This window comes from Arthrobacter sp. LjRoot14, assembly GCF_964253905.1.
GTDB lineage: Bacteria > Actinomycetota > Actinomycetes > Actinomycetales > Micrococcaceae > Arthrobacter.
Genome location: NZ_CAXURL020000001.1, coordinates 3,938,734 through 3,961,046, shown reverse-complemented (window position 1 = coordinate 3,961,046; position 22,313 = coordinate 3,938,734). Strand labels below are relative to the sequence as shown.

23 protein-coding genes are annotated in these 22,313 nt (G+C 65.9%); 11 read left to right on the top strand and 12 right to left on the bottom strand.

Annotated features, from left to right (window positions below):
* Positions 1-38 precede the first annotated feature (38 nt).
* Positions 39-1,142 carry a DNA alkylation repair protein gene (locus tag ACSQ12_RS17940; protein WP_436066317.1) on the bottom strand — a complete coding sequence of 368 codons (1,104 nt, stop codon included), beginning with the start codon at positions 1,140-1,142 and terminating at the stop codon, positions 39-41.
* A 118-nt stretch (positions 1,143-1,260) separates the two neighbouring features.
* On the opposite strand from ACSQ12_RS17940, the gene ACSQ12_RS17935 reads away from it, so the two are divergent.
* Positions 1,261-2,043 carry a phosphatase PAP2 family protein gene (locus ACSQ12_RS17935; RefSeq protein ID WP_209742457.1) on the top strand — a complete coding sequence of 261 codons (783 nt, stop codon included), beginning with the start codon at positions 1,261-1,263 and terminating at the stop codon, positions 2,041-2,043.
* A 146-nt stretch (positions 2,044-2,189) separates the two neighbouring features.
* Here ACSQ12_RS17935 and ACSQ12_RS17930 read toward each other — a convergent pair whose 3' ends face one another.
* A complete protein-coding gene (locus tag ACSQ12_RS17930) occupies positions 2,190-2,486 on the bottom strand; it encodes a MerR family transcriptional regulator (protein ID WP_011693274.1) in 297 nt (98 codons plus the stop codon).
* A gap of 143 nt (positions 2,487-2,629) precedes the next feature.
* Between ACSQ12_RS17930 and ACSQ12_RS17925 the strand changes: the two genes are divergently transcribed.
* The 4 genes from ACSQ12_RS17925 (at position 2,630) to ACSQ12_RS17910 (ending at position 5,469) form a co-directional block, all read left to right on the top strand.
* Positions 2,630-3,055, top strand: a complete 426-nt coding sequence (locus tag ACSQ12_RS17925) for an Hsp20/alpha crystallin family protein (RefSeq protein WP_209748153.1) — start codon at positions 2,630-2,632, stop codon at positions 3,053-3,055.
* A 79-nt stretch (positions 3,056-3,134) separates the two neighbouring features.
* On the top strand, positions 3,135-3,521 hold the full coding sequence (locus ACSQ12_RS17920; RefSeq protein ID WP_436066316.1) for a J domain-containing protein: 387 nt from the start codon (positions 3,135-3,137) through the stop codon (positions 3,519-3,521).
* Positions 3,522-3,539: 18 nt separating this feature from the next.
* Complete coding sequence (locus ACSQ12_RS17915; RefSeq protein WP_436066315.1) at positions 3,540-3,929, top strand: hypothetical protein; 390 nt, start codon at positions 3,540-3,542, stop codon at positions 3,927-3,929.
* Between the two features lie 40 nt (positions 3,930-3,969).
* Entirely contained in the window at positions 3,970-5,469 is a 1,500-nt protein-coding gene (locus ACSQ12_RS17910) for a GH1 family beta-glucosidase (RefSeq protein ID WP_436066314.1), read from the top strand.
* Positions 5,470-5,533: 64 nt separating this feature from the next.
* On the opposite strand, the gene ACSQ12_RS17905 is transcribed toward ACSQ12_RS17910, so the two are convergent.
* The 3 genes from ACSQ12_RS17905 to ACSQ12_RS17895 form a co-directional block, all read right to left on the bottom strand.
* Positions 5,534-6,592 carry an App1 family protein gene (locus ACSQ12_RS17905; protein ID WP_209742461.1) on the bottom strand — a complete coding sequence of 353 codons (1,059 nt, stop codon included), beginning with the start codon at positions 6,590-6,592 and terminating at the stop codon, positions 5,534-5,536.
* A 74-nt stretch (positions 6,593-6,666) separates the two neighbouring features.
* On the bottom strand, positions 6,667-7,398 hold the full coding sequence (locus ACSQ12_RS17900) for a DUF72 domain-containing protein (protein ID WP_209742462.1): 732 nt from the start codon (positions 7,396-7,398) through the stop codon (positions 6,667-6,669).
* Between the two features lie 31 nt (positions 7,399-7,429).
* Positions 7,430-8,311 (bottom strand): aldo/keto reductase, encoded by an 882-nt coding sequence (locus tag ACSQ12_RS17895; protein ID WP_436066313.1) that lies wholly within the window; start codon positions 8,309-8,311, stop codon positions 7,430-7,432.
* A gap of 47 nt (positions 8,312-8,358) precedes the next feature.
* Between ACSQ12_RS17895 and ACSQ12_RS17890 the strand changes: the two genes are divergently transcribed.
* The 4 genes from ACSQ12_RS17890 (at position 8,359) to ACSQ12_RS17875 (ending at position 12,260) form a co-directional block, all read left to right on the top strand.
* Positions 8,359-10,152 carry a glycoside hydrolase family 15 protein gene (locus ACSQ12_RS17890; protein WP_436066312.1) on the top strand — a complete coding sequence of 598 codons (1,794 nt, stop codon included), beginning with the start codon at positions 8,359-8,361 and terminating at the stop codon, positions 10,150-10,152.
* A 93-nt stretch (positions 10,153-10,245) separates the two neighbouring features.
* Positions 10,246-11,118, top strand: a complete 873-nt coding sequence (locus ACSQ12_RS17885; protein WP_436066311.1) for a fumarylacetoacetate hydrolase family protein — start codon at positions 10,246-10,248, stop codon at positions 11,116-11,118.
* Between the two features lie 114 nt (positions 11,119-11,232).
* Positions 11,233-11,544, top strand: coding sequence for a hypothetical protein (locus ACSQ12_RS17880; protein WP_209742466.1), 312 nt, complete (start codon positions 11,233-11,235; stop codon positions 11,542-11,544).
* 14 nt (positions 11,545-11,558) lie between these two features.
* Positions 11,559-12,260, top strand: coding sequence for an HAD family hydrolase (locus tag ACSQ12_RS17875; protein ID WP_436066310.1), 702 nt, complete (start codon positions 11,559-11,561; stop codon positions 12,258-12,260).
* 9 nt (positions 12,261-12,269) lie between these two features.
* On the opposite strand, the gene ACSQ12_RS17870 is transcribed toward ACSQ12_RS17875, so the two are convergent.
* Complete coding sequence (locus ACSQ12_RS17870) at positions 12,270-12,488, bottom strand: hypothetical protein (protein WP_436066309.1); 219 nt, start codon at positions 12,486-12,488, stop codon at positions 12,270-12,272.
* Between the two features lie 148 nt (positions 12,489-12,636).
* Between ACSQ12_RS17870 and ACSQ12_RS17865 the strand changes: the two genes are divergently transcribed.
* Positions 12,637-13,812 carry a zinc-dependent alcohol dehydrogenase gene (locus ACSQ12_RS17865; protein ID WP_436066308.1) on the top strand — a complete coding sequence of 392 codons (1,176 nt, stop codon included), beginning with the start codon at positions 12,637-12,639 and terminating at the stop codon, positions 13,810-13,812.
* Here ACSQ12_RS17865 and ACSQ12_RS17860 read toward each other — a convergent pair.
* From ACSQ12_RS17860 to ACSQ12_RS17835, 6 genes are all read right to left on the bottom strand, one after another.
* Positions 13,809-14,735, bottom strand: a complete 927-nt coding sequence (locus ACSQ12_RS17860) for a CHAD domain-containing protein (protein WP_436066307.1) — start codon at positions 14,733-14,735, stop codon at positions 13,809-13,811. The two genes, ACSQ12_RS17865 and ACSQ12_RS17860, sit on opposite strands and share 4 nt — an antisense overlap.
* Before the next feature lie 73 nt (positions 14,736-14,808).
* A complete protein-coding gene (locus ACSQ12_RS17855; protein WP_436066306.1) occupies positions 14,809-15,972 on the bottom strand; it encodes a serine hydrolase domain-containing protein in 1,164 nt (387 codons plus the stop codon).
* A gap of 159 nt (positions 15,973-16,131) precedes the next feature.
* A complete protein-coding gene (locus ACSQ12_RS17850; protein WP_209748155.1) occupies positions 16,132-16,944 on the bottom strand; it encodes a bifunctional allantoicase/(S)-ureidoglycine aminohydrolase in 813 nt (270 codons plus the stop codon).
* A gap of 10 nt (positions 16,945-16,954) precedes the next feature.
* A complete protein-coding gene (locus ACSQ12_RS17845; RefSeq protein WP_436066305.1) occupies positions 16,955-18,229 on the bottom strand; it encodes a DUF6986 family protein in 1,275 nt (424 codons plus the stop codon).
* A gap of 3 nt (positions 18,230-18,232) precedes the next feature.
* Positions 18,233-19,831 carry a malate synthase A gene (aceB, locus tag ACSQ12_RS17840; protein ID WP_209742473.1) on the bottom strand — a complete coding sequence of 533 codons (1,599 nt, stop codon included), beginning with the start codon at positions 19,829-19,831 and terminating at the stop codon, positions 18,233-18,235.
* 26 nt (positions 19,832-19,857) lie between these two features.
* The gene (locus ACSQ12_RS17835; protein WP_436066304.1) at positions 19,858-21,297 is read right to left on the bottom strand and encodes an NAD-dependent malic enzyme; all 1,440 of its coding nucleotides are present in this window, start codon (positions 21,295-21,297) and stop codon (positions 19,858-19,860) included.
* A gap of 221 nt (positions 21,298-21,518) precedes the next feature.
* Between ACSQ12_RS17835 and ACSQ12_RS17830 the strand changes: the two genes are divergently transcribed.
* The gene (locus tag ACSQ12_RS17830) at positions 21,519-22,274 is read left to right on the top strand and encodes an IclR family transcriptional regulator (protein WP_209742475.1); all 756 of its coding nucleotides are present in this window, start codon (positions 21,519-21,521) and stop codon (positions 22,272-22,274) included.
* The last annotated feature ends 39 nt before the right edge of the window (positions 22,275-22,313 follow it).

Genomic DNA, 22,313 nt, shown 5'->3' with positions numbered 1-22,313 from the left:
GGCTGTCTCCAGCGTGAATGCACGATTAACCCTCCGGGTCAGACCTCGACGAGGAACTGCGTGTGGGCGTACCGGACGCCGTTAATCTGGAGCTCCAGGGCGTGGCTTCCCGGGTGGTGCACCCGGTTGGTCATCTGCCGGAAGGCATGGCGCTTGGACACCGTCCGGGTTTCGCCGGGATTCAGGGTCAGGGCCGCCAGTTTGAAGACCTTCTCCGATTGCGAGCCGTTTGCCTTCATATAGTGCACGATGTAATCCACGGCGAGCCTGGCCGGATCGGCACCCGTGTTGGAGATCTCGAATTCGAAAGCGAGATCCGCCGGCAGGGCCACGGTATGCCGGTCCAGCCTCGGCGGGGTTACGGAGAGGGACGCGGGAGCGAACCCCTGCAGGGCCAGTGCGCCCGGGTGGGCCTTCTTGACGAGGGTGCGGAGTCCATGCCGGACCACCCACGGTGTATTGGCGTCCGGCGCGGCAGTCCAGGCGGCAGCCGCGGTCAGCACCGCCTCGGGAGAATGGCGTGCCAGGTCATTGAGGTGGTTGGCCACTGACCGCCGGACGTACTCGTGCGGGTCCCGGTACAGGGCGTCCAGGATGGGAATCGTGGCCTCTGACCGCTGGACCAGGCCGGGAATCCGGACCGCCCACGGGAGATACGGGCGGGTACCTTCGCTGGCGAGGCGGCGTACATGCTGGTCAGGGTGGGCGGTCCAGGTCAGGACGACGGCCAGCGCGCGGTCCAGGTCGGCGGCCAGCAGCCGCCGGATGGCGAATTCCCCGGTCAGCCGCGGAGTCAGTTCGGCCAGGAGACGGAGGCAGTCCTCAAAATCCGCGGACCGGGTCGAATTCAGGGCCAGCGTTACTGCTGTTTCCGTGACCGGCCAGAGCGTCCAGCCGGTAAAACCGGCGTCCAGGAGCGCGCTTCGGAAGACGCGCGCCGCCGTCGAGTAGTCACCCGGGCCACCGGCAGTGGCAAAGTCGGCGAGCAGGCCCCGGCTCACATGGTCGGTCCGTTCGCGCAGGCTCAGGTTCCGCAGCGAAGCGCCGGTACTCGAGGTGTTGGACCAGGAAACGCCGGGAGCGGCATCCGCGAGGACGCGGACCAGCCGGCCGACAGCAGCCTGGTCAATCAGTTCGTTCATGGCACCCATGCAGTCAGGCTACCGTCTGCAGCCGGGCTGCGGTTGCGAGCCAAATCCGCGGAATCGGGATAATCTCAGCGGACACAAATTTTCAAGACTGCATAGGCGGAAGCGGGACATGGCTGAAGATCGATCACGGAAATCGCCCCACTGGTGGCGGGTCTTCCACGACAAATTCGTGGTCGAAGAGCGGTACATGAGTGCAGCCTCCCGAAAGAACCTTTACCGGATCGCCGTGATCCTGATGATTGCTGGCGCGGTGCTTTTCTCGCTCGCACTGACCGGGGTGCTGGGAAAAGACGGCCTTACCTTCATGGACGAGCCAGTCAGGGCGTGGCTTGTCACCCAGCGGTCGGAACCGCTCACCGCCGCCATGATCTTCCTTGCGATCGTATTCGGACCCGTGGCGTTGCCGATCATCGTCCTGGTGGTCACCGTGGCCTGGGGCCTCGCCGCCAAGCACGCCTGGCGGCCCCTGCTGCTGGCCGGGGCCATGCTCACCGGAGTCGCGCTTGCCCAGATCATCGGTCGGTCTGTCGGACGGCAGCGGCCGCCGCTTGACCTCATGCTGTTCGGCCCGGACGTCACGTTCTCCTTCCCCTCCGGGCACGTGCTCGGTGCTTGCGACTTCCTGCTGGTCACCACGTTCCTGATCTTCTCGCGACGCCAAAGCACGTGGCCGGCGGTGGCCGCTTTCGCCCTGGCCGTCGTCGGTATCTTCCTCGCATCCATTAGCCGGCTCTACCTGGGCTATCACTGGGTCAGCGACGCACTGGCCTCCCTGTTCATCTCCTTCGTGGTCCTGGGTGCCGTCATCGCCCTGGACACGTGGCGAACGGCGCGCATCCCTGGGGAACAGATCACCGGTGAATTGTCCAAGGCCGATACGGTGGAAAGCTAGGAGCAAGTGGCCGACGTCGACGACGTCCGCCGCCTCTGCCTGACGTTGCCGGGCGTTACGGAGCGGCCCAGCTGGAGGAGGCCTACCTGATTGCGGGCGGCCGGGCCTGAATGCCCGATCAGCTCCGCGAATCACCTCTGCAGGTGTCACCCCCGCGGGCGTGAGCGGGCCTTCTTTAGCTCGATCCTGAGCTTCGCATTGGCCGCCTCGAGTTCCAGCACCTTCGCCACTCCTGCCAGGTTGAGCCCCTCGTCCAGCAGTTCACCGATGCGTTTCAGCACGGCGAGGTCCGCATCACTGTACTGCCGCGTCCCACCGGACGTGCGGTCCGGAGTGAGCAGGCCCTTCCGTTCGTAGAGCCTGATGTTCTGCTGGCCCGTTCCCACCAGGTGGGCCACTACGGAGATCGCGTAGAGGCCTGTCTCCGCATTGCGCTCGGCCATGATCCTCCCCGAAAAATTCGTGCAAATTGGTCTTGCAACAGTCTCCCACCGGTGCTATAAAAAATCTATACCCGCCACCATAGATATCTGGGGCGGGCGGCCCAAGAGAATGCAACAACCACATGCTGAAGGAGTGGGAAATGATGTTGATGCGTACGGACCCGTTCCGTGAACTGGACAGGCTTACCCAGCAGGTGTTTGGAACCGCGGCCCGGCCTGCGGCCATGCCGATGGATGCCTGGCAGGAGGACGGGGAGTTCGTAGTCGCGTTCGATCTGCCGGGAGTCGACATCGACTCTGTGGACCTCAATATTGAGCGGAACGTGCTGACTGTGCGGGCTGAACGGCGCGATCAAACTCAGCCCAACGTGGAACTGGTCGTTTCGGAGCGCCCCCGCGGCGTCTTCAGCCGGCAGTTGATCCTTGGCGAGACCCTGGACACGGACAACGTCAAGGCGAGCTACGACGCCGGTGTGTTGACTCTCCGTATCCCGGTTGCCGAACAGGCAAAGCCGCGCAAGATCGAAATCGAAACCAAGCACGACAAGATGCACGAGATCAGCACCTAGTCCCCAGCGGAACGAGCGGGGCGGCAGCCGGCCGGTGCCGGCGGCCGTCCCGCAACGCAGCGGACAGTATGGCACCGCCATGACCAACCAGTTACCGGACTACTACGAGGTACTCAACGTGGCCAGGACGGCCACAAGGCAGGAGATTTCGCGTGCCTACCGGGCGCTGATGCGCCTCCACCATCCAGACCTCGAGGGCAGGTCCGCCGCCGCCGCCGGCCCGGATAGCGACGGCCCGGACAGCGCCAGCCTCGACAACAACGGGCTGCTGGGCATCATGGAAGCCTTTTCGGTGCTCAGCGATCCCACAACGCGTGCTGACTACGACCGTGCACTGTCCGTCTCCCGCCCCGCCGGCGGAGGACCCCGTGAGGTGCCGGTCCGCCGGACATGCAATCCGCAGCCCCCGCTGCTGCGGGTCACACCAGTGCTTTGGGAGCGCGGCCCTTGGCCGGGCACCGGATAAGTAGAGAAGGAGCAATCCATGAGCGCCTGGCGCCGTTATGATTCCCATCTGATTCCGGCGTTCCATGAACGCTTTGAGCAAAGGTGGGGCGTGGGCACGGCCCCGTTCCTGGACCCGGAAGCCCATGAGGAGCCGCTACCGCGGGCCCAGTGGATCCATCCGGAGACGGGTGCGGCACTTGCCGTGGTCCCCATCTGGACACCGGATGACAGCCAGCACCGGTCCTTTGGGGTCTTCTATCTCCCGCCCGGCGGCGATATCTGGATGCTGCGCCCTGGCTTCACGGGCTACCTTGAACCCGCGGCGGATGAGACGGAACACCTGATCACGCTCCGCAACGACGCCTTCAAGAAAGCCCTGGCGCATGCCAAGGAATTCCTCTTCGGCTCCGACGCCACGGTGCACTAAAATCAGTCCACCACCCGAAACTACATAAGGGATCAAGCAGATGAAGCACTCCGCCAAAGACCTGGCTGCCAGGATCCCGCCGTCCTTCACCATGGGCGTGGCCACAGCCGCCTTCCAGATTGAGGGCGCCCTGGACGAGGACGGCCGCGGGCCCTCCGGGTGGGACGTGTTTGCGCGGAAGCCCGGCGCCATAGTGGACGACCACAGCCCCGTCACAGCCTGCGACCACTACCACCGCATGCCTGAAGACGTTGCGCTGATGAAGGAACTGGGAGTGGATTCCTACCGGTTCTCGCTGTCCTGGTCCCGCATCCAGCCCGGCGGCAGCGGGCCGGTCAATCCGAAGGGCATCGACTTCTACGACCGGCTGCTGGACCAGCTGCTGGCCAGCGGCATCTCGCCGATGGTGACGCTCTACCACTGGGACACACCGCTTCCGCTCGACGAGGCCGGCGGCTGGTTGAACCGGGACACGGCGTACCGCCTCGGCGAGTTTGCCTCCATTGCGGCAGCGGCCTTTGGCGACCGCGTGGCCCGCTGGGTCACCGTTAATGAGCCTGCCACCGTGACCACCAACGGCTACGCACTGGGACTCCACGCGCCGGGCGAATCGCAGTTGCTGAAAGCGCTCCCCACCGTGCACCACCAGCTTCTCGGCCACGGCCTGGCCATGCAGGCATTGCGCGCAGCCAAGGTCCCCGGAGAAATAGGCATCACCAATGTCTACTCGCCCATGGTTCCGGCCTCGAACAACCCGCTGGACAAACTGAGCACCGCGCTAATGGACGTTTTCCAGAACAGGCTCTTCGCGGATCCGGTGCTCCTCGGAAAGTACCCGGACGTCATCCGGGCCGCCACGTTCTTCAGCTCGTTCAGCCCCTCCGACGAGGACATGGACCTGATCTCAAAGCCGTTGGACTTCTACGGGCTCAACTACTACATGCCCACGCGGGTCGCGGCCGGTCCGGGCGACGGCGCCGTTCCCCCGGGGATGGCCGAGGCCATGGGCGATGACCTCAGCGGAAGCGCTCCCGGCGCACCCTTCCACATCACTGAATTTCCAAACGCCGAGACCACGGCGTACGGCTGGCCGATCAGGCCCGACTACATGCCCGTGGCCCTCGCCGAGATGGCGGAACGCTACCCGGAGCTGCCCCCTGTGTTCATCACCGAAGGCGGAGCAAGCTTTGAGGATGTGGTGGTCCGGGACAAGGCCGGGGACAGGATCATCATTCCGGACGAGCGCCGCCTGCGCTATCTTGCCGAGCACATCTCCAGCGCGGTGGAGGCCACCAGCCCGGGGGGACCCGCGGAATCCATCGACCTGCGCGGCTACTACGTATGGTCCCTGCTCGACAACTTCGAGTGGTCCGCGGGCTATAAGCAGCCCTTCGGACTCCTGCATGTTGACTTCGAGTCGATGGCCAGAACGCCCAAGGCGTCATACTACTGGCTGCAGGAACTGCAGGATGCCCGCAAGGAAGCCGCAGCCAAGGCGGTTGGCGAGAGTGCTGCCGGTGAACCGGAGCCCGTAGCCTGACACGTCGGAGGTGGCCGGCCGGTATGCCCACCGGCCGGCAGGAGTCCTGGCAGGAGTCCTTGAATCAGACGATCTTGAGGTCGGCGAGGCCCTTGGTGATGCCCGCGCCGTCGGGGGAGTAGATCCACGGGACGGTGGAGCCGGTGTGGTCGCCGTTCTCCGAGTGGCCGCCAGCCAGCACTGATTCGCCCACCGAGAGCTGGCGGATGGCGATGGCGGCCACGCGGTCGCCGTGGTCCCGGGCGAACCTCGAATAGATCTGTTCGTCGTGCTGGCCGTTGTCGCCGATCAGCAGCCACCGCATGTCGGGGAATTCCTTGGCAAGCCGGTCCAGGTTCCCGTTCTTGTGCTCCTGGCCGCTCCGGAACCAGCGGTCCTGGGTCAGCCCCCAGTCCGTCAGGAGGAGGGGACCGGCCGGGTACATGTTGCGGGTCAGGAACCGTGCCAGTGTAGGTGCGGCATTCCACGGTCCGGTGGACAGGTAGATCACCGGAGCATCGGGGTGCTCCACCACCAGCCGGTCCATGAGGACCGGCATGCCGGGCGTGGCCATCCGGGCCCGCTCACTCAGCACGAAGGTGTTCCACAGGGCCAGGAACGGCCGGGGCAGCGCCGTGACCATCACGGTGTCGTCGATGTCGGACACGATGCCGAACTTCGTGTCGGGGCCGATCACAATGATGTTGGCCTGGACAGCCTCGGTTCCTTCGGCCCGGAGCGTGGCGGTGTGCCAGCCGGGAGAGAGGGCGACGTCCACCACGGTGTCCACGAGGCCGCCGCGGTCCGCCTTGACGCGGGTGGTCACCCCCTCGATTTCGATGTCCACCTCGGTGAACTGCAGGGGCACGCTGGTGAACGCCCGCCAGCCGCGGATGTTCTGGTTGCCGTTCTTCGCGGCGTGCTCGGCGCGGCTGCCCGGCTTCGGTTTGGTGGTCAGAACCACCCGGCCAAGGACCCGCACCCACGATGTGGAGCCGTACCCCTGGTAAGCGACTGTCTGCGGAATGAAATTCCAGCGCCGGGCCAGCTTGATGCGGGCGCTATTGACCGTGTCCGAGACCTTGTGAGCCGCCCGAAAGGCATGATTTCCGGACACCGATGATTCCTGCGACGCCAATTCCATGCCTCCACTCTGCCACAACGGCGCCCGCCGCCAACCGTACGGTGCCACTAAGGCGCCGCACCGTAACAAGGGAGTCAGCCGTCCCCCAGCAGCCACCGCAGGGTGTCGGCGTTCCGCACGGCGTTGCCGCCGCCGTCGTTATTGAAATAGACGAACACGTCCTTGCCCTGGCCCTGCCACTCCCGGATGCGGTCGGCCCACCATCGAAGGTCCTCGTCGGAATACGATCCCCCGTAGAGATAGTCATGGTCCGGCCCGTGCAGCCGGACGTACACGAACGGCGCCGTGGCCCGCAGGATGCAGGGCAGGTTGGCCCCGCTCATGATGCAATAGGCGGCCTCGTGGCGTTCCAGCAGGGCATACACCTCGGGATGGTCCCAGCTGGGGTGGCGGAATTCCACCGCCACCCGCACCCACCACGGCAGGGCCGCGAGGAAGTAGTCGAGCCGGGCGTCGTCGCGGGCGAACCCCGGCGGGAGCTGGACCAGCAGGACCGCCCGCTTGTCACCGAGCTCATGCCAGCACCTGATGATCCGTTCCACCCAGACCTCGGGCGCGTAGAGCTTCTTCGCGTGGGTCAGTCCGCGCGGTGCCTTGACGGACATCATGAAGCCTTCGGGAAGGCGCCGGCGCCAGCTGGCGAAGGATGCTTCCCGCGGCCAGCGGTAGAAACTCGCATTCAGCTCCACCGTGCCGAAACGGGCCGCATAGTGGGCCAGCCGGTCGCGCGCCGGAAGTCCCGGCGGGTAGAGCACGTTCTCCCAGTGGTCATAGCTCCAGCCGGACGTTCCGATGTGGATCCCCATGGCGTCTTTCGAGGTCAGCCGGCCGCCGGGCTCAAACTTCGCCGGCCCAATCCTGCGCATGCGGCGCAAAGGCGTCTTCCCATCGCCGGCTCTCGCCCTCCGGCAGTGGCCCGCGTCCGACGGCGGCCGCCGCTGCGTCCAGGTTGCGCACTTTGGACGTCCCAACGATCGCCGTGCTCACCCCCGGGCTGAAGGCCGAGAACCGCAGCGCAGTGCCCTGCCAGTCGTCGCTTTCCGGCTCAACGTCCATCAGGCGAAGCCGTTCCCAGTAGGTTTCGCCGTACACACCCACAGGGCGTTCGTCGTGGCGCCAGGGTGCGTTGGCCAGTGGCCGCTTGGCCACCACGCCCAGTCCCTGCCGCGCTGCCGCGGGCAGGACATCAGTCCGGGAGCGCTGGTCCGCGAGGTTCACCGAGGACTGCAAGGCGCCGAAGGTGCCGGCGTTTCCGGACCACGCAAGGGCGTCGTTCTCCCCGCTGTAGCCCGGAACCCGGACTTTTCCGGCGTCCACGCACTTCAGCAGCGCCTCCGCCGCCTCGCCCCGCTGAAGGACAGTCAGCGGGCAGGAATGCAGGAAGACGACGTCGATCACGTCGGTTCCCAGCTTCCGCAGGGCCTCATCCACGCCGCCGGTAACCGCGGCAGCGCTCCAGTCCTCCGCGCCGTCGACGTCGTATCCCACCTTCGTGGACAACACCACGGCGTCGCGCCGGCCGGGCAGCCACGAGCCGATCCGCTCTTCGGAGAGCCCGTAGCCGCGCGCTGTGTCGATGAAGGTGATGCCCAAATCCACGGCTCGGTCGAGGAGGCCGTGCGCTTCCCGCTCATTGACGTCGTCATAGCCAATATGGCCGGCGCCGAATCCGAGGGCGGACACGGTCAGGGAAGAGTTTCCGAAGTTCCGTTGCAGCATGCCTTGGATAGTAGTCGGCCGGGAGCGGTTGTGGCACTGTAAGGTCCATGGCACACATCGAGGACTACGCGGTAGTGGGGGACCTTCACACGGCGGCCCTCATCAGCACTGAAGGCTCCATCGACTGGCTCTGCCTGCCGCGGTTTGACTCGCCGGCCTGCTTCAACGCGCTGCTGGACACCCCGAAAGCCGGGCGGTGGCTGTTGGCGCCTGCGGGGGCCGGGGACTGCACCCGGCGCCATTACCGCAAGGGAACGCTGGTTCTTGAAACCGAATGGGAAACCCCGAGCGGCAAGGTGAAGGTCATCGACTTCATGCCGCCGCGGGACGGTGTGGCGGACGTTGTGCGGATAGTTGTGGGTGTTCACGGGTCCGTCCGTATGCGCGGCGAACTGGCCCTCCGGTTCGACTACGGGCATATCGTGCCGTGGGTCCGGCATGATGAGCACGGCATCCACGCCATCGCCGGGCCGGATGCGGCCTATTTGGTGACAAACGCCCCGCTGCGCGGCGAACGCATGAAGACAGTCAGCGACTTTACCGTCCACGCGGGCGAGAGGGTCCCGTTCGTGCTGACCTGGACCCCCAGCCACCTGAACCGACCCCGGGCCATCGACCCTGAGGCGTACCTGGAGTCAACGGAGTCGTTCTGGCGGGAATGGTCCGCCAGATGCAAGATCACCGGCCCGTACCGGGAAGCCATCCAACGCTCGCTGATCACGCTCAAAGCGCTGACGTACGCTCCGACCGGCGGCATCGTGGCGGCCGTCACCACGTCCCTTCCGGAACAGCTGGGCGGACCGCGCAACTGGGATTACCGGTACTGCTGGCTCCGGGACGCCACGCTGACGCTGCAGGCGCTGCTCGCCGCCGGCTACACGGAAGAAGCCGCCTCCTGGCGGGACTGGCTGCTGCGGGCGGTGGCCGGGGACCCCGCCGACCTGCAGATCATGTACGGCATCCACGGCGAGCGGCGGCTGCCGGAGATGGAACTGCCCTGGCTGGCGGGATACGAAAAATCGACCCCCGTTCGGATCGGAAACGGCGCCGCGGGTCAGCTCCAGCTGGACGTGTGGGGCGAGGTGCTGGATTGCCTGGCCCTGACCCGGCACTCCCTGCTGAAGCACACCGACGAAGCCTGGGACGTCCAGGTCGCACTGATGGAACACCTCGAGGGTGCCTGGCGCCGGCCGGACAACGGCCTATGGGAGATGCGCGGGCCGCAGCGCCACTTCACCCACTCAAAGGTGATGGCCTGGGTCGCGGCAGACCGCATGGTCAAGGGCGTGCGGGACTTCGGCCTGGTGGGACCCGCTGACCGCTGGGAGGCCCTGCGCGACACCATCCACGCCGACGTCATGGCGAACGGCTTCGACGCTAAGCGCAACACCTTTGTCCAGTCCTACGGCAGGCCCGAGCTGGACGCGAGCCTGCTGCTCATACCCCGCGTCGGTTTCCTGCCGCCCGATGACCCCAGGGTGGTGGGCACCATTGACGCCGTGCAACGGGAACTCACCCGCGACGGCTTCGTGCTCCGGTACCGCCCTGAGGACTCCGACGACGGGCTGCCCGGTGACGAAGGCGTCTTCCTGGCCTGCTCATTCTGGCTGGTGGAAGCACTCATCGGCGTGGGCAGGCGCCGCGAAGCCAGGGAACTGTTCGAAAGGCTCCTGGCACTGCGCAACGACGTGGGCCTCCTCAGTGAGGAATGGGGCGTGGAAGCGGGGCGCCAGCTGGGGAACACACCGCAGGCGTTCAGCCACTTCGCCCTGGTCATGAGTGCCATGGAGCTGCACGAGGACAGTGTCCAGCGCAGCGACACCCCCGTGCACGGGCACTAACGGTCACATTTGGTTCAGCTGGGGACTGCGGTCCGCTGCGTGGTTCCATGGTCAGGGAAACCTATTGGAACAGGCACGAAGGAGTGTGGACCGGTGAAATTTGCGCGTCTTGGAGATGCCGGCAGGGAGCAGCCGGCCGTTCAACCCGCCGGGCCCGAGTCCAACGGGACGTGGTATTCACTCGCCGGCATCACCGCCGACATTAACGGAGCATTCCTTGAAGCCGGTGGCGTTGCCCGGGTCCGCGATGCGCTCGCGGCCGGGACCCTGGCCGAGATCCCCGATGCCGGCAGCCTTCGCCTCGGAGCCCCGCTGGCCCGCCCCGGCGCCGTCGTGGGGATCGGACTGAACTACGCCGGGCATGCTGCCGAGTCCGGTGCCGCGGTGCCGGAGGTCCCGGTGGTGTTCCTGAAGCCAAGCAACACTGTGGCAGGGCCGTTCGACGACGCCCCCATCCCGCCGCTGTCCGGCAAGTACGACTGGGAAGTCGAGCTGGCCGTGGTGATCGGACAGCGCGCCTCCTACCTGAAATCAGTGGACCAGGCGGCGGGCTGCGTCGCCGGCTACGTGCTGGCCAACGACCTGTCGGAACGGGACTACCAGCTGCCCGGTGCGGCGGGGCAGTGGGTCAAGGGAAAGTCCCTTCCCGCGTCAACACCCCTTGGCCCGTGGTTCGTCCCGGCCGCAGACCTGGACCCCTCGGCCCTGCGGCTGCGGACCTGGGTGAACGGCGAGCTGCGCCAGGACTCGTCCACGGCGGACCTCATCTTTGACGTCCCGGCCGTGGTGCACCATCTCAGCCAGTTCATGGTGCTGGAACCCGGCGATGTGATCCTGACGGGCACCCCGGAGGGGGTGGCTCTTTCGGGGCGTTTCCCCTACCTTCAGGACGGCGACGTCCTGGAGCTGGAGGTCGAGGGACTGGGCCGCCAGCGCCAGGTTCTTCGCCGGGCTACGGCGCCTTAAAGCGCAACGTGCTTTCGGTGGTCAGCGCCTGACAACTCCCTGGGACTTCCGAATCCGACACAGGTAAGTATACTTACTAATACCTCAGGTTGGGGTAAAAACGGAGGAGTTGAAATGGCTGGACATTTCGAGCTGGTTGATGCCCCGGACGGCGGCTACCGCCTCAAGCTCATCGACGGAAGCGGAAACCTGATGGCCATCTCGGTGACATTTCCTACCAAGCGCGCCGCTGCGGCGGGTGTGGCCAAGGCCCGGGAGATCGCCGGCACCGGGTTGATCCGGGACCTGAGCGTCAGCCAGGACTCGGAGCCGCTGAAGCAGCCGCCCGTGCGGCAGCATGTGAAGGCACCCAAGAACATCGGCGTTCTGGGTTCCGGAAGGCCCACCGGAGCCACGGGCGTCAAGCGCGCCCGGACGCACTACTGATTTCACGGCTGACGATGTCGCCTAAAGGGCCCGGCGGGCGAAGGCGCGGCGTACTCTTTGATGTCGACGGGACCTTGGTGGATTCCTGCTACCTGCACACCCTCGCGTGGTGGCAGGCATTCCGGGAGTCGGGGCTGGATGTGCCGATGGCATCCATCCACCGCTCCGTGGGCATGGGCGGGCGGGAGTTGCTGGACAGGCTCTTGCCGGCAGGCCGGGACAAATCCCTTGACGCCTCCATCATGTCTTCCCACGGGGCCGTGTTCGCCACGTTCTGGCCCTCGCTCCGTCCGCTCGACGGTGCCCGCGACCTTCTGGCCCAGTGCCACGAAAGCGGCTTCGCCGTCGCGCTTGCCTCCTCTGCCCGGCAACGGGACCTTGACGTACTTCGTGCGACGTTGCGGGCCGACGCCTTTATCGATGCGGCCACGAGTGCCAACGATGCCAAGGAGGGCAAACCCGCTCCGGACATCCTGGAAGCGGCCCTCGCCGCCGTGGGACTGCAGGCGGCGGACGTTGTGTACGTGGGCGACGCCGTCTGGGATGTTTACGCCGCCGGGAAGCTGGGAATTCCAACCATCGGACTCACGTGCGGCGGCACCTCCGCCGCTGAACTGCTGGAGGCCGGCGCGGTGGAAATCTATGAAAATCCGAGGGAGCTCCTGGCGAACCTGCGTGACAGTGCAATTGGCAGGCTCGCCGGGAGCTCCGAGTGACCGGGGATCCTAAACGTCCGCGATGGCGCCCTTGTTCCACGACACAGCGACGCTGACGGAGCCGTCGTCGTCCCGCTCGACTTCGGTGATGACATCGGTGGGGCCCGCGCCCATTTCCATCAGTTTGGCCCGGTATGACGTGATCAGTTCTTCGAGGCTGGACTCGGTCCACTCGCCGGGACGCATCCGCGTTGAAATCTCTACCGGCTCTGGCTGATACAGAGTCATGTCGTTGCCTTTCCTCGATGCTCGGATTCCTCAACGCTATGATCCGCAGCCTCGGTTAGCAAGGGATTTACTCAGGGTGCTTAGTTTTTCCGAGGAAAAATAGTAAGCTTGCTGATCTTCAAGCACTTTGCTGACAGAAAGGCGCACCATGAAGGCACTTACTTGGCAAGGCAAACGCTCCGTCAGCGTGGAGAGCGTTCCTGATCCCACCATCCAGGAGCCCACGGACGCGATCATCCGCGTCACCTCCACCGCAATCTGCGGATCGGACCTGCACCTCTACGAGGTCCTTGGCCCCTACATGCACAAGGGCGACGTCATAGGGCACGAACCGATGGGCATTGTGGAGGAAGTCGGAAGTTCAGTCACCAACCTCTCCAAAGGGGACCGCGTGGTCATCCCTTTCAACATCTCCTGCGGCAAGTGCTTTATGTGTTCCCGCGGACTGCAGTCCCAGTGTGAAACCACGCAGGTGAAGAGCCACGGCTCAGGCGCCGCCCTTTTTGGCTATTCAGAGCTGTATGGCGCCGTTCCCGGCGGACAGGCCGAATACCTGAGGGTTCCGCATGCGGACTATGGGCCGGTCAAAGTGGGAACGGAGCTGCCGGACGAACGCTACTTGTTCCTCTCCGACATCCTGCCCACCGCCTGGCAGGCAGTGAAATACGCAGATACCGGGGAGGGCGGCACCCTGGCGGTGTTTGGCCTGGGGCCGGTGGGCCAGTTCGCAAGCCGCATCGGAAAACACCTCGGCCTCCGTGTGATCGGAGTCGATCCCGTACCCGAGCGGCGGGCGATGGCCGACCGGCATGGCATCGAAACCATGGACTATGCCAAGGGCATTGCCGACGAACTCCGTGAGGCGACCAAGGGGCGGGGGCCCGATTCGGTCATTGACGCTGTCGGCATGGAGGCGCATGGTTCCCCGGTCGCAGCCTTTGCCCACCAGGCGCTGGGACTCCTGCCGGACAAGTTGGCGCAAAAGGCCATGGAAACCGCCGGTGTGGACCGCCTTGCAGCTCTGCATGCGTCCCTGGATGCCGTGCGCCGCGGAGGCACGGTTTCCCTCAGCGGCGTCTATGGCGGGCAGGCAAGCCCGATGCCGCTCCTGTCGATGTTCGACAAGCAGATCCAGCTGCGGATGGGCCAGTGCAACGTCCGGAACTGGACCGATGAACTCCTGCCACTGGTCGAAGATGACGCTGATCCCCTGGGCGTCATGGACCTGGTGACGCACCGGGTGGGACTGGACGAAGCCCCGGCGATGTACGAGAAATTCCAGAAGAAAGAGGATGGCTGCATCAAGGTGGTGCTGCAGCCCTAGCCGCCTGCCCGGAGGCGGGAAAATTTCTTCCAGGCCTTCCGGAACGAGGCTTCGGCCTTCGCGGCCAGGGCCTCCTCTTTTGCATGGAGGCGGCCGTACGTGAAGCTGCTTGCGGCGCCGGGGCGCCCGTCCCCGGTGCCCGCATCGTTCCGGTGGGCCCGGCTGCCCAGGTCGGCCAGGAGGGTCCTCGCGACAACGCTGTCCTGGTGGAGGCCGAGGATCTGCTGAAGTTCATGGGCCCGCTTGGCTGTTTTGGCTGCCTTCTTTCCCGCCACCGGACTGGCTGCTTCGGCGGCGTACCGGAGGCGCTTGGCCGCCTTGCGGACCTCATGCAGGCCGGCATCGCGGGTCGGCCCGTCGTGGGCGGGGCTGCCCATGACGTCCGGCAGTTCGTGCACCCTGCACCGCACTCTCTCGGCGTCCTTGGCGATGAGCTTCAGCATGGCCTTGTGCGGTTTGCGGCCGGCTTTGTCTGTCAGGGGTGCAAGCGTCACAAGTTCCTGGAGGCTCGCGATCAGCCGGGCATAGCGGTCCCCGTTGAGGGCCTCAAGTGCAGCTGCGCGGCCAGCTGCTGAGGCGGACTCCAGTTCCTCGTCGATCTGCCGGGCTACGGGCCCGAAGACCAATGCATCCGGTTCCAGGGCCAGGAGGTCCCTCAGCCGCTGGTGGATCACCTCGGGGTCCCGGGCCGCGCCCAGTACTCCGGAGAGCCATTTCAACTCTTCCCGGACTTCCGGGACCGCAGCGCCGTCGTCGAAGAACTTCTTCCCCGTGGCCAGCAACGACCGCAGGCGGCGGGCGGACATCCGCATCTGATGAACGGAGTCGGGCAGGTTCTGCCGCACCAAGGGTTCCTGCTCCCTCAGCCCGGCAAGTTGCTGTGCCAGATAGTGTGTCAGGACCTCGCCGGCTGTGGTTGGCATGCTTCACTCTACGTCGCCCGGGGTGCCGCCAGAAGGGCCGCACGACCTGCCATTCCGCGGATGGGCGGCGCACCTAACAGCTTGCGTTGAGGGCTTCCTCGACGACGTCGGTGAGGTCGTCCACGATGCCGTTGCCGGTGGAGCTGAAGGGCTGTGGCGGAGAGGCCAGGGCGAATGATGCCTGCCGGGTTCCGTCAGCGCTGGACATTGAAATGGCGCCGTACCCGGCGACCTGGCCGGCATGGCCGTAGTAGAAGTTGTTTGTACAGGTATCGTTCCAGCGCTGGATGCCCAGGCCGTACAGCGCGTAGGGCGGGTCCTGCATTTCCCTGACCAGAGTGCGGGGGATCAGCCGGCCCTGGAGGAGTGCCGCGAAGAAAACGTTGAGATCGCCGACGGTGGACACCAGGCCGCCGGCAGGGTCACCCGCATGCAGTGCGGCGTAACCGACGTCCAGGCGCTCGCCGAGGCTGGTGACGTAGCCATGGACCAGCGAGGGCGGGGCCGGGCCGGAGCCTGTCATCGAGGTGGATCGCAGGCCCAGCGGCTCAATGATGTCAGACCGCAGCACCTGGCCGATCGGACGTCCGCGCAGCCGTTCCACGATCATGCCAAGCACGATGTAGTTCGAATCGGAGTCCTCAAAACCTTGTGCCAGCCTGGGCTTCCACGGCTGGGTCGCTGCCAGGGCAAGGAGTTCGCGGTGGCTCCGCGGGGTGGCCAGTACGTCGCGGAAGCTGCCCTGCTGAAGGAGCGGGGTGATGTAGTCCGGCATCCCTGATCGGTGCTGCAGCAGCTGCCGGACAGTGACCGGCCCTGGCGGGTGCATGATGCCCTCGAAATCCGGCAGATGCTTGCCAACCTCGTCCCCAAGGCCCAGCCTGGCTTCGTCGACCAGCTTGAGCACAGATACTGCCACGAAGGATTCGGTCACGCTGGCGATGTGCACCTGATCGGCGGTTTCCACCGCTTCCCGGTTTTCCAGGCTCCTGACACCGGAGGCGCGCGCCCATTCTTCACCGCGCACTTTGGCCTGCATCAGGACGGCGGGGGCGCCGTCGTCGAGCATTGCGTTGCCGAACTCCTCCAGCGCTTTCGCCAGCCGTGCGATCGACGAAGGCTGCTCCGGCGGCTCCGGGGCCGCAGTGCAGCCGCCCAGTGCGGCGGCCAAAACGGCAGCGGTTGCCGCGGCCACGGCCCGGAACTCCAGGGTGCGAATCCAAGCCACGGAACTCATGTTCCTCAGCGGGTTCGGAGGCGTCAAGGGCTGGCGGATCCGCCGTCGTAGGATCCCGGTCAAAGTCCCGTTAACCCCCAACTGACTCGCAGTTAACGTTGGGAAACCGCGTTTTGGCGACGTTAACTGCGAGTCAGTTGGGGTGGGGACTAGCTGAGCCTAGGTCAGGCGGATCTGGCGGTTCATGTCCTTGTACAGCAAGTAACGGAACTGGCCCGGGCCGCCGGCGTAGCAGGCCTGCGGGCAGAAGGCGCGCAGCCACATGAAGTCGCCGGCCTCCACCTCAACCCAGTCGTTGTTGAGCAGGTACATGGCCTTGCCCTCGAGGACGTACAGGCCGTGCTCCATGACGTGGGTCTCCGGGAACGGGATGACCCCGCCCGGCTGGAACGTCACAATGTTCACCTGCATGTCGTGGGCCAGGTCGCTGGAATCCGTGAAGCGGGTGGTCTTCCAGGCGCCGTCGGTATCCGGCATGGCTGTGGGTTCCACCTCGGCATCACTGGTGACGAAGGACTTTGCCTCGTAACCCTCAAGCCGCTCGTAGGCCTTGCGGATCCATTGGAAGGAGACAATGTCATCCGAGACGTTCTCCAGTCCCCAGGCGGCACCGGCGGCCAGGTAGGCATAGCCGCCCTCCTCAAGCTGGTGCAGTTCGCCGTCGAGGGTCAGGTTGACCTTGCCCTTGGTGACGAAGACAACGCCTTCGACGCCGGGCTCAAACTCGGCCCTGGGAGCGCCGCCACCCGGGCCGATCTCCACGATCAGCTGCGAAAACGTGGTGGCAAACCCGGAGATCGGGCGGGCCAGGATCCAGGAGCGGGTGTTGGAGAAACCCGGCAGGGTGCTGGTCACGATGTCGGTCATGACGCCCTTGGGGATGACCGTGTAGGCCTCCGTGACGATGGCCCGTTCCGTGGTGAGGTGGGTCTGCGGCGGCAGGCCGCCCTGGGGGTAGTAATACTTTCCCATCATTGGATCCTTACTTCGAAGTGGAGTGGGCCAGCCGGGGGTGGGCCAGGCCGGTCAACTGGGGGATTCCGACGCCGGCAAGCGCCTGGACGTCTTCGGCGCCGACGGCTCCGCACTGGACGCCGCGCAGCACGAACGCAGCCAGGGCGCGGGCGGTGGCGGGTTCGTCCATGACCCCGCCTTCGGTGTGTTCCACGTAGTTGCGCAGCCGGGCCGCCGCAGCGGGCAGCCCCTGGCGGTAGAACGCGTAGGTTGCCGCGAACCGGCTGGGCAGCTGGGCCGGGTGCAGGTCCCAGCCCTGGTAGTAGCCGCGCTCCAGCGAACGCCTCACCAGCCTGCCGTGCAGCCGCCACGCGTTTTCCACGTTGTCGCCCACGGGGATGATGTTGGTGGAGCCGTCCGAGAGGCGGATGCCGGTTCCGGCCACTGCCAGCTGCATGACTTCCTTGGCGAAGTCCGCCACCGGGTGCTCCATGGACTGGTATTCCGCCGAAATCTGCAGTGAGGCGGAGTAGTCGTAGGTGCCGTAGTGCAGGCCGCTGATCCGGCCAGGAACCGCGTGCGGCAGCTGCGCCACCGGTGACGTTCCTTCCGGGCCGAGGATGAGCTGCGGCGTTTCCACCTGCACCTCGAACCGCAGCCGGCCGGCGGGCAGCGAGTGCGCTTCCTCCAGCCGGGACACGGCAAAGTCCATGGCCTGCACCTGCGCCACGGTGGTGACTTTGGGCAGGGTGAGGATCAGGCCCTGCGGCAGCTCGCCCGCTGCGGCGAGTCCGGAGACGAACAGGTCCAGGGTACGCAGGCCGCGCGCCCGGGTTGCCGCCTCGAAGCACTTGAATCGGATGCCGATGAACGGGGGCGCTGTGCCGGCCGCAACTGCGGCGGCCACGGCGGACGCCGCGGCAACAGCGGCGGCGTCCTCGGCGTCGTCGCCCCTGTCCCCGAACCCGTCCTCGAAGTCCAGCCGCAGGTCCTCGATCGGTTCGCTTTCCAGCTTCGCCTGGACCCGGGAGGCCACGGCTTCGGCGAGTTCGGCGTCCTGGCCCAGCAGGTGGCCCAGGCGCGACAGGCCGCCGTGCGCGTCAGCGGCGGCCAGCGCCTGGGCGCCCCACTCGGCGGAGAACGACGGCGAGAAACGGTCCGCCGGTACATACACGGTATGCACGGGCTGGCGGGAGCCGTCGTCTCCCGGGTAGTTGCGCTCCAGCAGCTGGTCGGTGGCGGCCAGTTGTTCGTCGATCTGTGCCAGATCGGCAGCGCTGAGCGATCCGGAGGGTACCGCCATGCCTCAGCCCACCAGTTCGTAGGCCGGCGTGGTGAGGAAGTCGGTGTAGTCCTCGGAAAGGCAGATATCAGCGATCAGTTCGCTGGCCGGCTGGTAGTACTTTGCGAAGGTTTCCTCGCCCACTTCACCGCGGAGCTTGTCGGTTTCCTCCGCCAGGATGGTGCTGACCAGTTCCCGGGTGACAGTGTTGCCGCTATCGGCCAGGACCACCTTGTTGCGGATCTGCTGCCAGACCTGCGAACGGGAGATTTCGGCCGTGGCGGCATCCTCCATCAGGTTGTGGATGGCCACCGCGCCGTTGCCCGAGATCCACACCGCCGTGTACGCCACCGCGACATAGAGGTTCAGGCGCAGCCCGGCCTCCGTCACCGTGCCGTCGGCCGAAGCGATGTCCAGCAGCTGGTCCGCCGTGACATGGACCTCCGGGCGCTGCTTGTCCAGCTGGTTGGGGTGCTCGCCCAGGACGGAATCGAACACTTCCCGGCATACCGGCACCAGGTCCGGATGGGCCACCCATGAGCCGTCAAAGCCGTCGTTGGCCTCGCGCGTCTTGTCGGCGCGGACCTTCTCGAACGCCTGGGCGGTGACCTCGGGTTCGCGGCGGTTGGGGATGACCGCGGCCATGCCGCCCATGGCAAACGCGCCGCGGTGGTGGCAGGTCTTGACCAGCAGCTCGGTGTAGGCGCGCATGAACGGTGCCGTCATGGCCACGGTGGCGCGGTCCGGCAGCACAAAGTCCGCTCCGGCGTCGCGGAAGTACTTGATGATGCTGAACAGGTAGTCCCAGCGCCCGGCGTTCAGCCCGGCGGCGTGGTCGCGGAGCTCGTACAGGATCTCGTCCATCTCGAACGCCGCGGGGATGGTCTCGATGAGAACGGTGGCCTTGATGGTGCCTTGCGGAATGCCCAGGAAATCCTGCGCGAAGACGAACACGTCGTTCCAGAGGCGCGCCTCGAGGTGGCTCTCCATCTTGGGCAGGTAGTAGTACGGGCCCTGGCCGTTGAGCACGAGCTGCTTGGCGGTGTGGAAGAAGTGCAGGCCGAAGTCCACCAGCGCGCCGACGGTGTGTTCGCCGTCGAGGAGCAGGTGGCGTTCGTCCATGTGCCAGCCGCGGGGCCGGGCCACCACGACGGCGAGCGGGGCGTCGTTGCGGAGCCGGTATTCCTTGCCCTCCGGGGAGGTGTAGCTCAGGGTTCCCGTGGCCGCGTCGCGGAGGTTCAGGATGGCGTCAATGACGTTGGCCCAGGTGGGTGTGCTGGCGTCCTCGAGGTCGGCCAGCCACACCTTGGCACCGGAGTTGAGGGCATTGATGGCCATCTTGGCCGGCGAGGCGGGGCCGGTCATTTCCACGCGGCGGTCCTGCAGCGCGGCGGGCGCCGGCGCAACCTTCCAGTCGCCCTCGCGGACATCCTTGGTTTCGGGCAGGAAATCAAGCTTTCCGGTCCGGGCTACCTGCTCGCGCTTGGCCACGCGGGCTTTGAGGAGTTCGGCGCGGGTGCCCGCAAACCGCTTGTGGAGCTCCTCCACGAAGGCCAGTGCCTTCGGAGTGAGGATTTCCTCTGCTCGTGCAATCGGCTGCGGGTCTGTGACTGAGAGAGCCATTGTCCGGGTCCTTTCTAGGCTGCGAATCAGGCGTTGGCGGGTTCTAGGTTTGCGTGCGCTGCGGTTGCTGCCTTGGCTGCGGTTGCTGCGTTCGCTGCATTTGCGACGGCGGTGGCCACATCGGCTGCAACATGCGGGTCGAAGACGCTGGGAATGATGTAGCTGGCATTGAGTTCGTCGTCAGCCACGCGGTTGGCAATGGCTTCGGCGGCAGCCACCAGCATGTCAGGCGTGATGTCCGAAGCGCCGGCGTCGAGCAGCCCGCGGAAGAACCCCGGGAATGCCAGGACGTTGTTGATCTGGTTGGGGAAATCGCTGCGCCCCGTAGCCACCACTGCCGCATGCTTTGACGCTACCACCGGGTCGATTTCCGGAGTGGGGTTGGCCATGGCGAATACGATCGCACCCTTGGCCATGGCGGCGACCTGCTCCTCGCCGATCACATGCGGGGCGCTGACGCCGATGAAGACGTCCGCGCCGACGAGGGCTTCATGCAGCGTGCCGGAGAAGCCTTCTTCGTTGGTGTTGGCGGCGATCCAGCTGCGGTGTTCGTCGCTGTATTCCTCGCCGGAGTGGATGGCGCCGGAGCGGCCGGCAGCGATGATGTGCTGCGCGCCCTGGGCCTTGAGGAGCTGGATGATCGCCGAGCCTGCGGCACCGACGCCGGAGACCACGATTTTGACCTCGGAGAGCTTCTTGTCCACCACGCGCAGGGCGTTGACCAGGGCGGCCAGGGTAACGATTGCCGTGCCGTGCTGGTCGTCGTGGAAGACCGGAATGTCCAGTTCCTCGCGGAGCCGGTTTTCAATCTCGAAGCAGCGCGGGGCGGCGATGTCCTCGAGGTTGATGCCGCCGTACACAGGAGCCATGGCCTTGGCGATCATGATGATTTCCTCGGTGTCCTGGGTGTCCAGGCAGACCGGCCAGGCGTCCACGTTGGCGAACTGCTTGAACAGGGCGGCCTTGCCTTCCATGACCGGCAGGGCCGCGGCCGGGCCGATGTTGCCCAGGCCGAGGACGGCGGAGCCGTCGGTGAGGACGGCGATGGTGTTTCGCTTGACCGTCAGGTTGCGGGCCGCTGACGGGTCCTCCGCGATGGCCATGCAGACGCGGGCGACGCCGGGCGTGTACGCGCGGGAGAGGTCGTCGCGGTTGCGCAGGGCCACCTTCGGGACCACCTCGAGCTTGCCGCCGAGGTGCATCAGGAACGTGCGGTCGGAGACGTGCTGGACCGTGACGCCGTCGAGTGCGTTCAAGGCATCCTTGACGCGGGCGGCGTGTTCGTCGTCGGTGGTGTTGCAGGTGACGTCAACAACCAGCGTTTCGTGGTGCGATTCGGTGACGTCCAGGGCTGTGATGGCTGCTCCGGCGGCTCCGACGGCGGCGGCCAGCTCGCTCGTCGCGGTAAAGCTGGACGGCGCTTCCACGCGCAGGGTGATCGAATTTCCGGGGCTCGGGTTCGCCATTGAATGTTCCTCCTGGTCGGGTCCGGACGCGGAGCGCACCCGGACGTACTGCTCAATCAAATGTTTTCGTATTATGGATATTATTATCTACTTTGTGGAAACACAAGCCCCGCCCGTGCATCGACGGAGGGCGATGCGTGCTGTATCTTGGGACTTCTAAGCAATTTTTTTCACGATGTGGATAAGAGTTGTCGGAATCGATACCGCAGGAGACCACGGTTATGGCTGAAAAAGCCCCGGGAGGCGTGCAGTCCGTTGAGCGCGTCTTCGAACTTTTGGAACTGATCACTGACGCCGGCGGAGACGTCACGCTCAGCGAGCTGTCTTCCTCCACCGACCTGCCTCTTCCCACGATCCACCGCCTGCTGCGCACCCTGGTCACGCTGGGCTACATCCGCCAGCTGCCGAATCGGCGGTACGCACTCGGTCCCCGGCTCATCCGGCTCGGCGAAGGTGCCAACAAGCAGCTCGGTGCACTCGCGCGTCCGCAGCTCAAGTCCCTCGTGGACCGGCTGGGGGAGACGTCCAACATGGCTGTCCTGGACTCGGACATGGTCATCTACGTGGCCCAGGTGCCGTCCCTGCACTCCATGCGCATGTTCACCGAGGTGGGCCGCCGCGCGCACACCCACGCCACCGGCGTCGGCAAGGCGATCCTGGCCCAGCTGGATGACGAGACGGTCCGCGGAATCGTCCAGCGCAGCGGCATGCCCACGCCCACCCCCAAGAGCATCGGTGACATCGACTCCCTGCTCCTTGACCTCAAGCTGATCCGTGAACGCGGCTATTCCATCGACGAGGAGGAGCAGGAGATCGGCGTCCGCTGCTTTGCGATGGCAGTCCCCAACGCGCCGACGCCCACGGCCATCTCGGTGTCCGGGCCGGTGTCGCGCGTGGACCAGTCCTTCGCCGAACGCGCCGTGCCGCTCCTGCGCGAAGCAGCCCAGACGATCTCCGACGAGCTCAACCAGAACTGACCTCCCGCCGTCGTAAGTGCTGCCAGTTCGGCATCACAC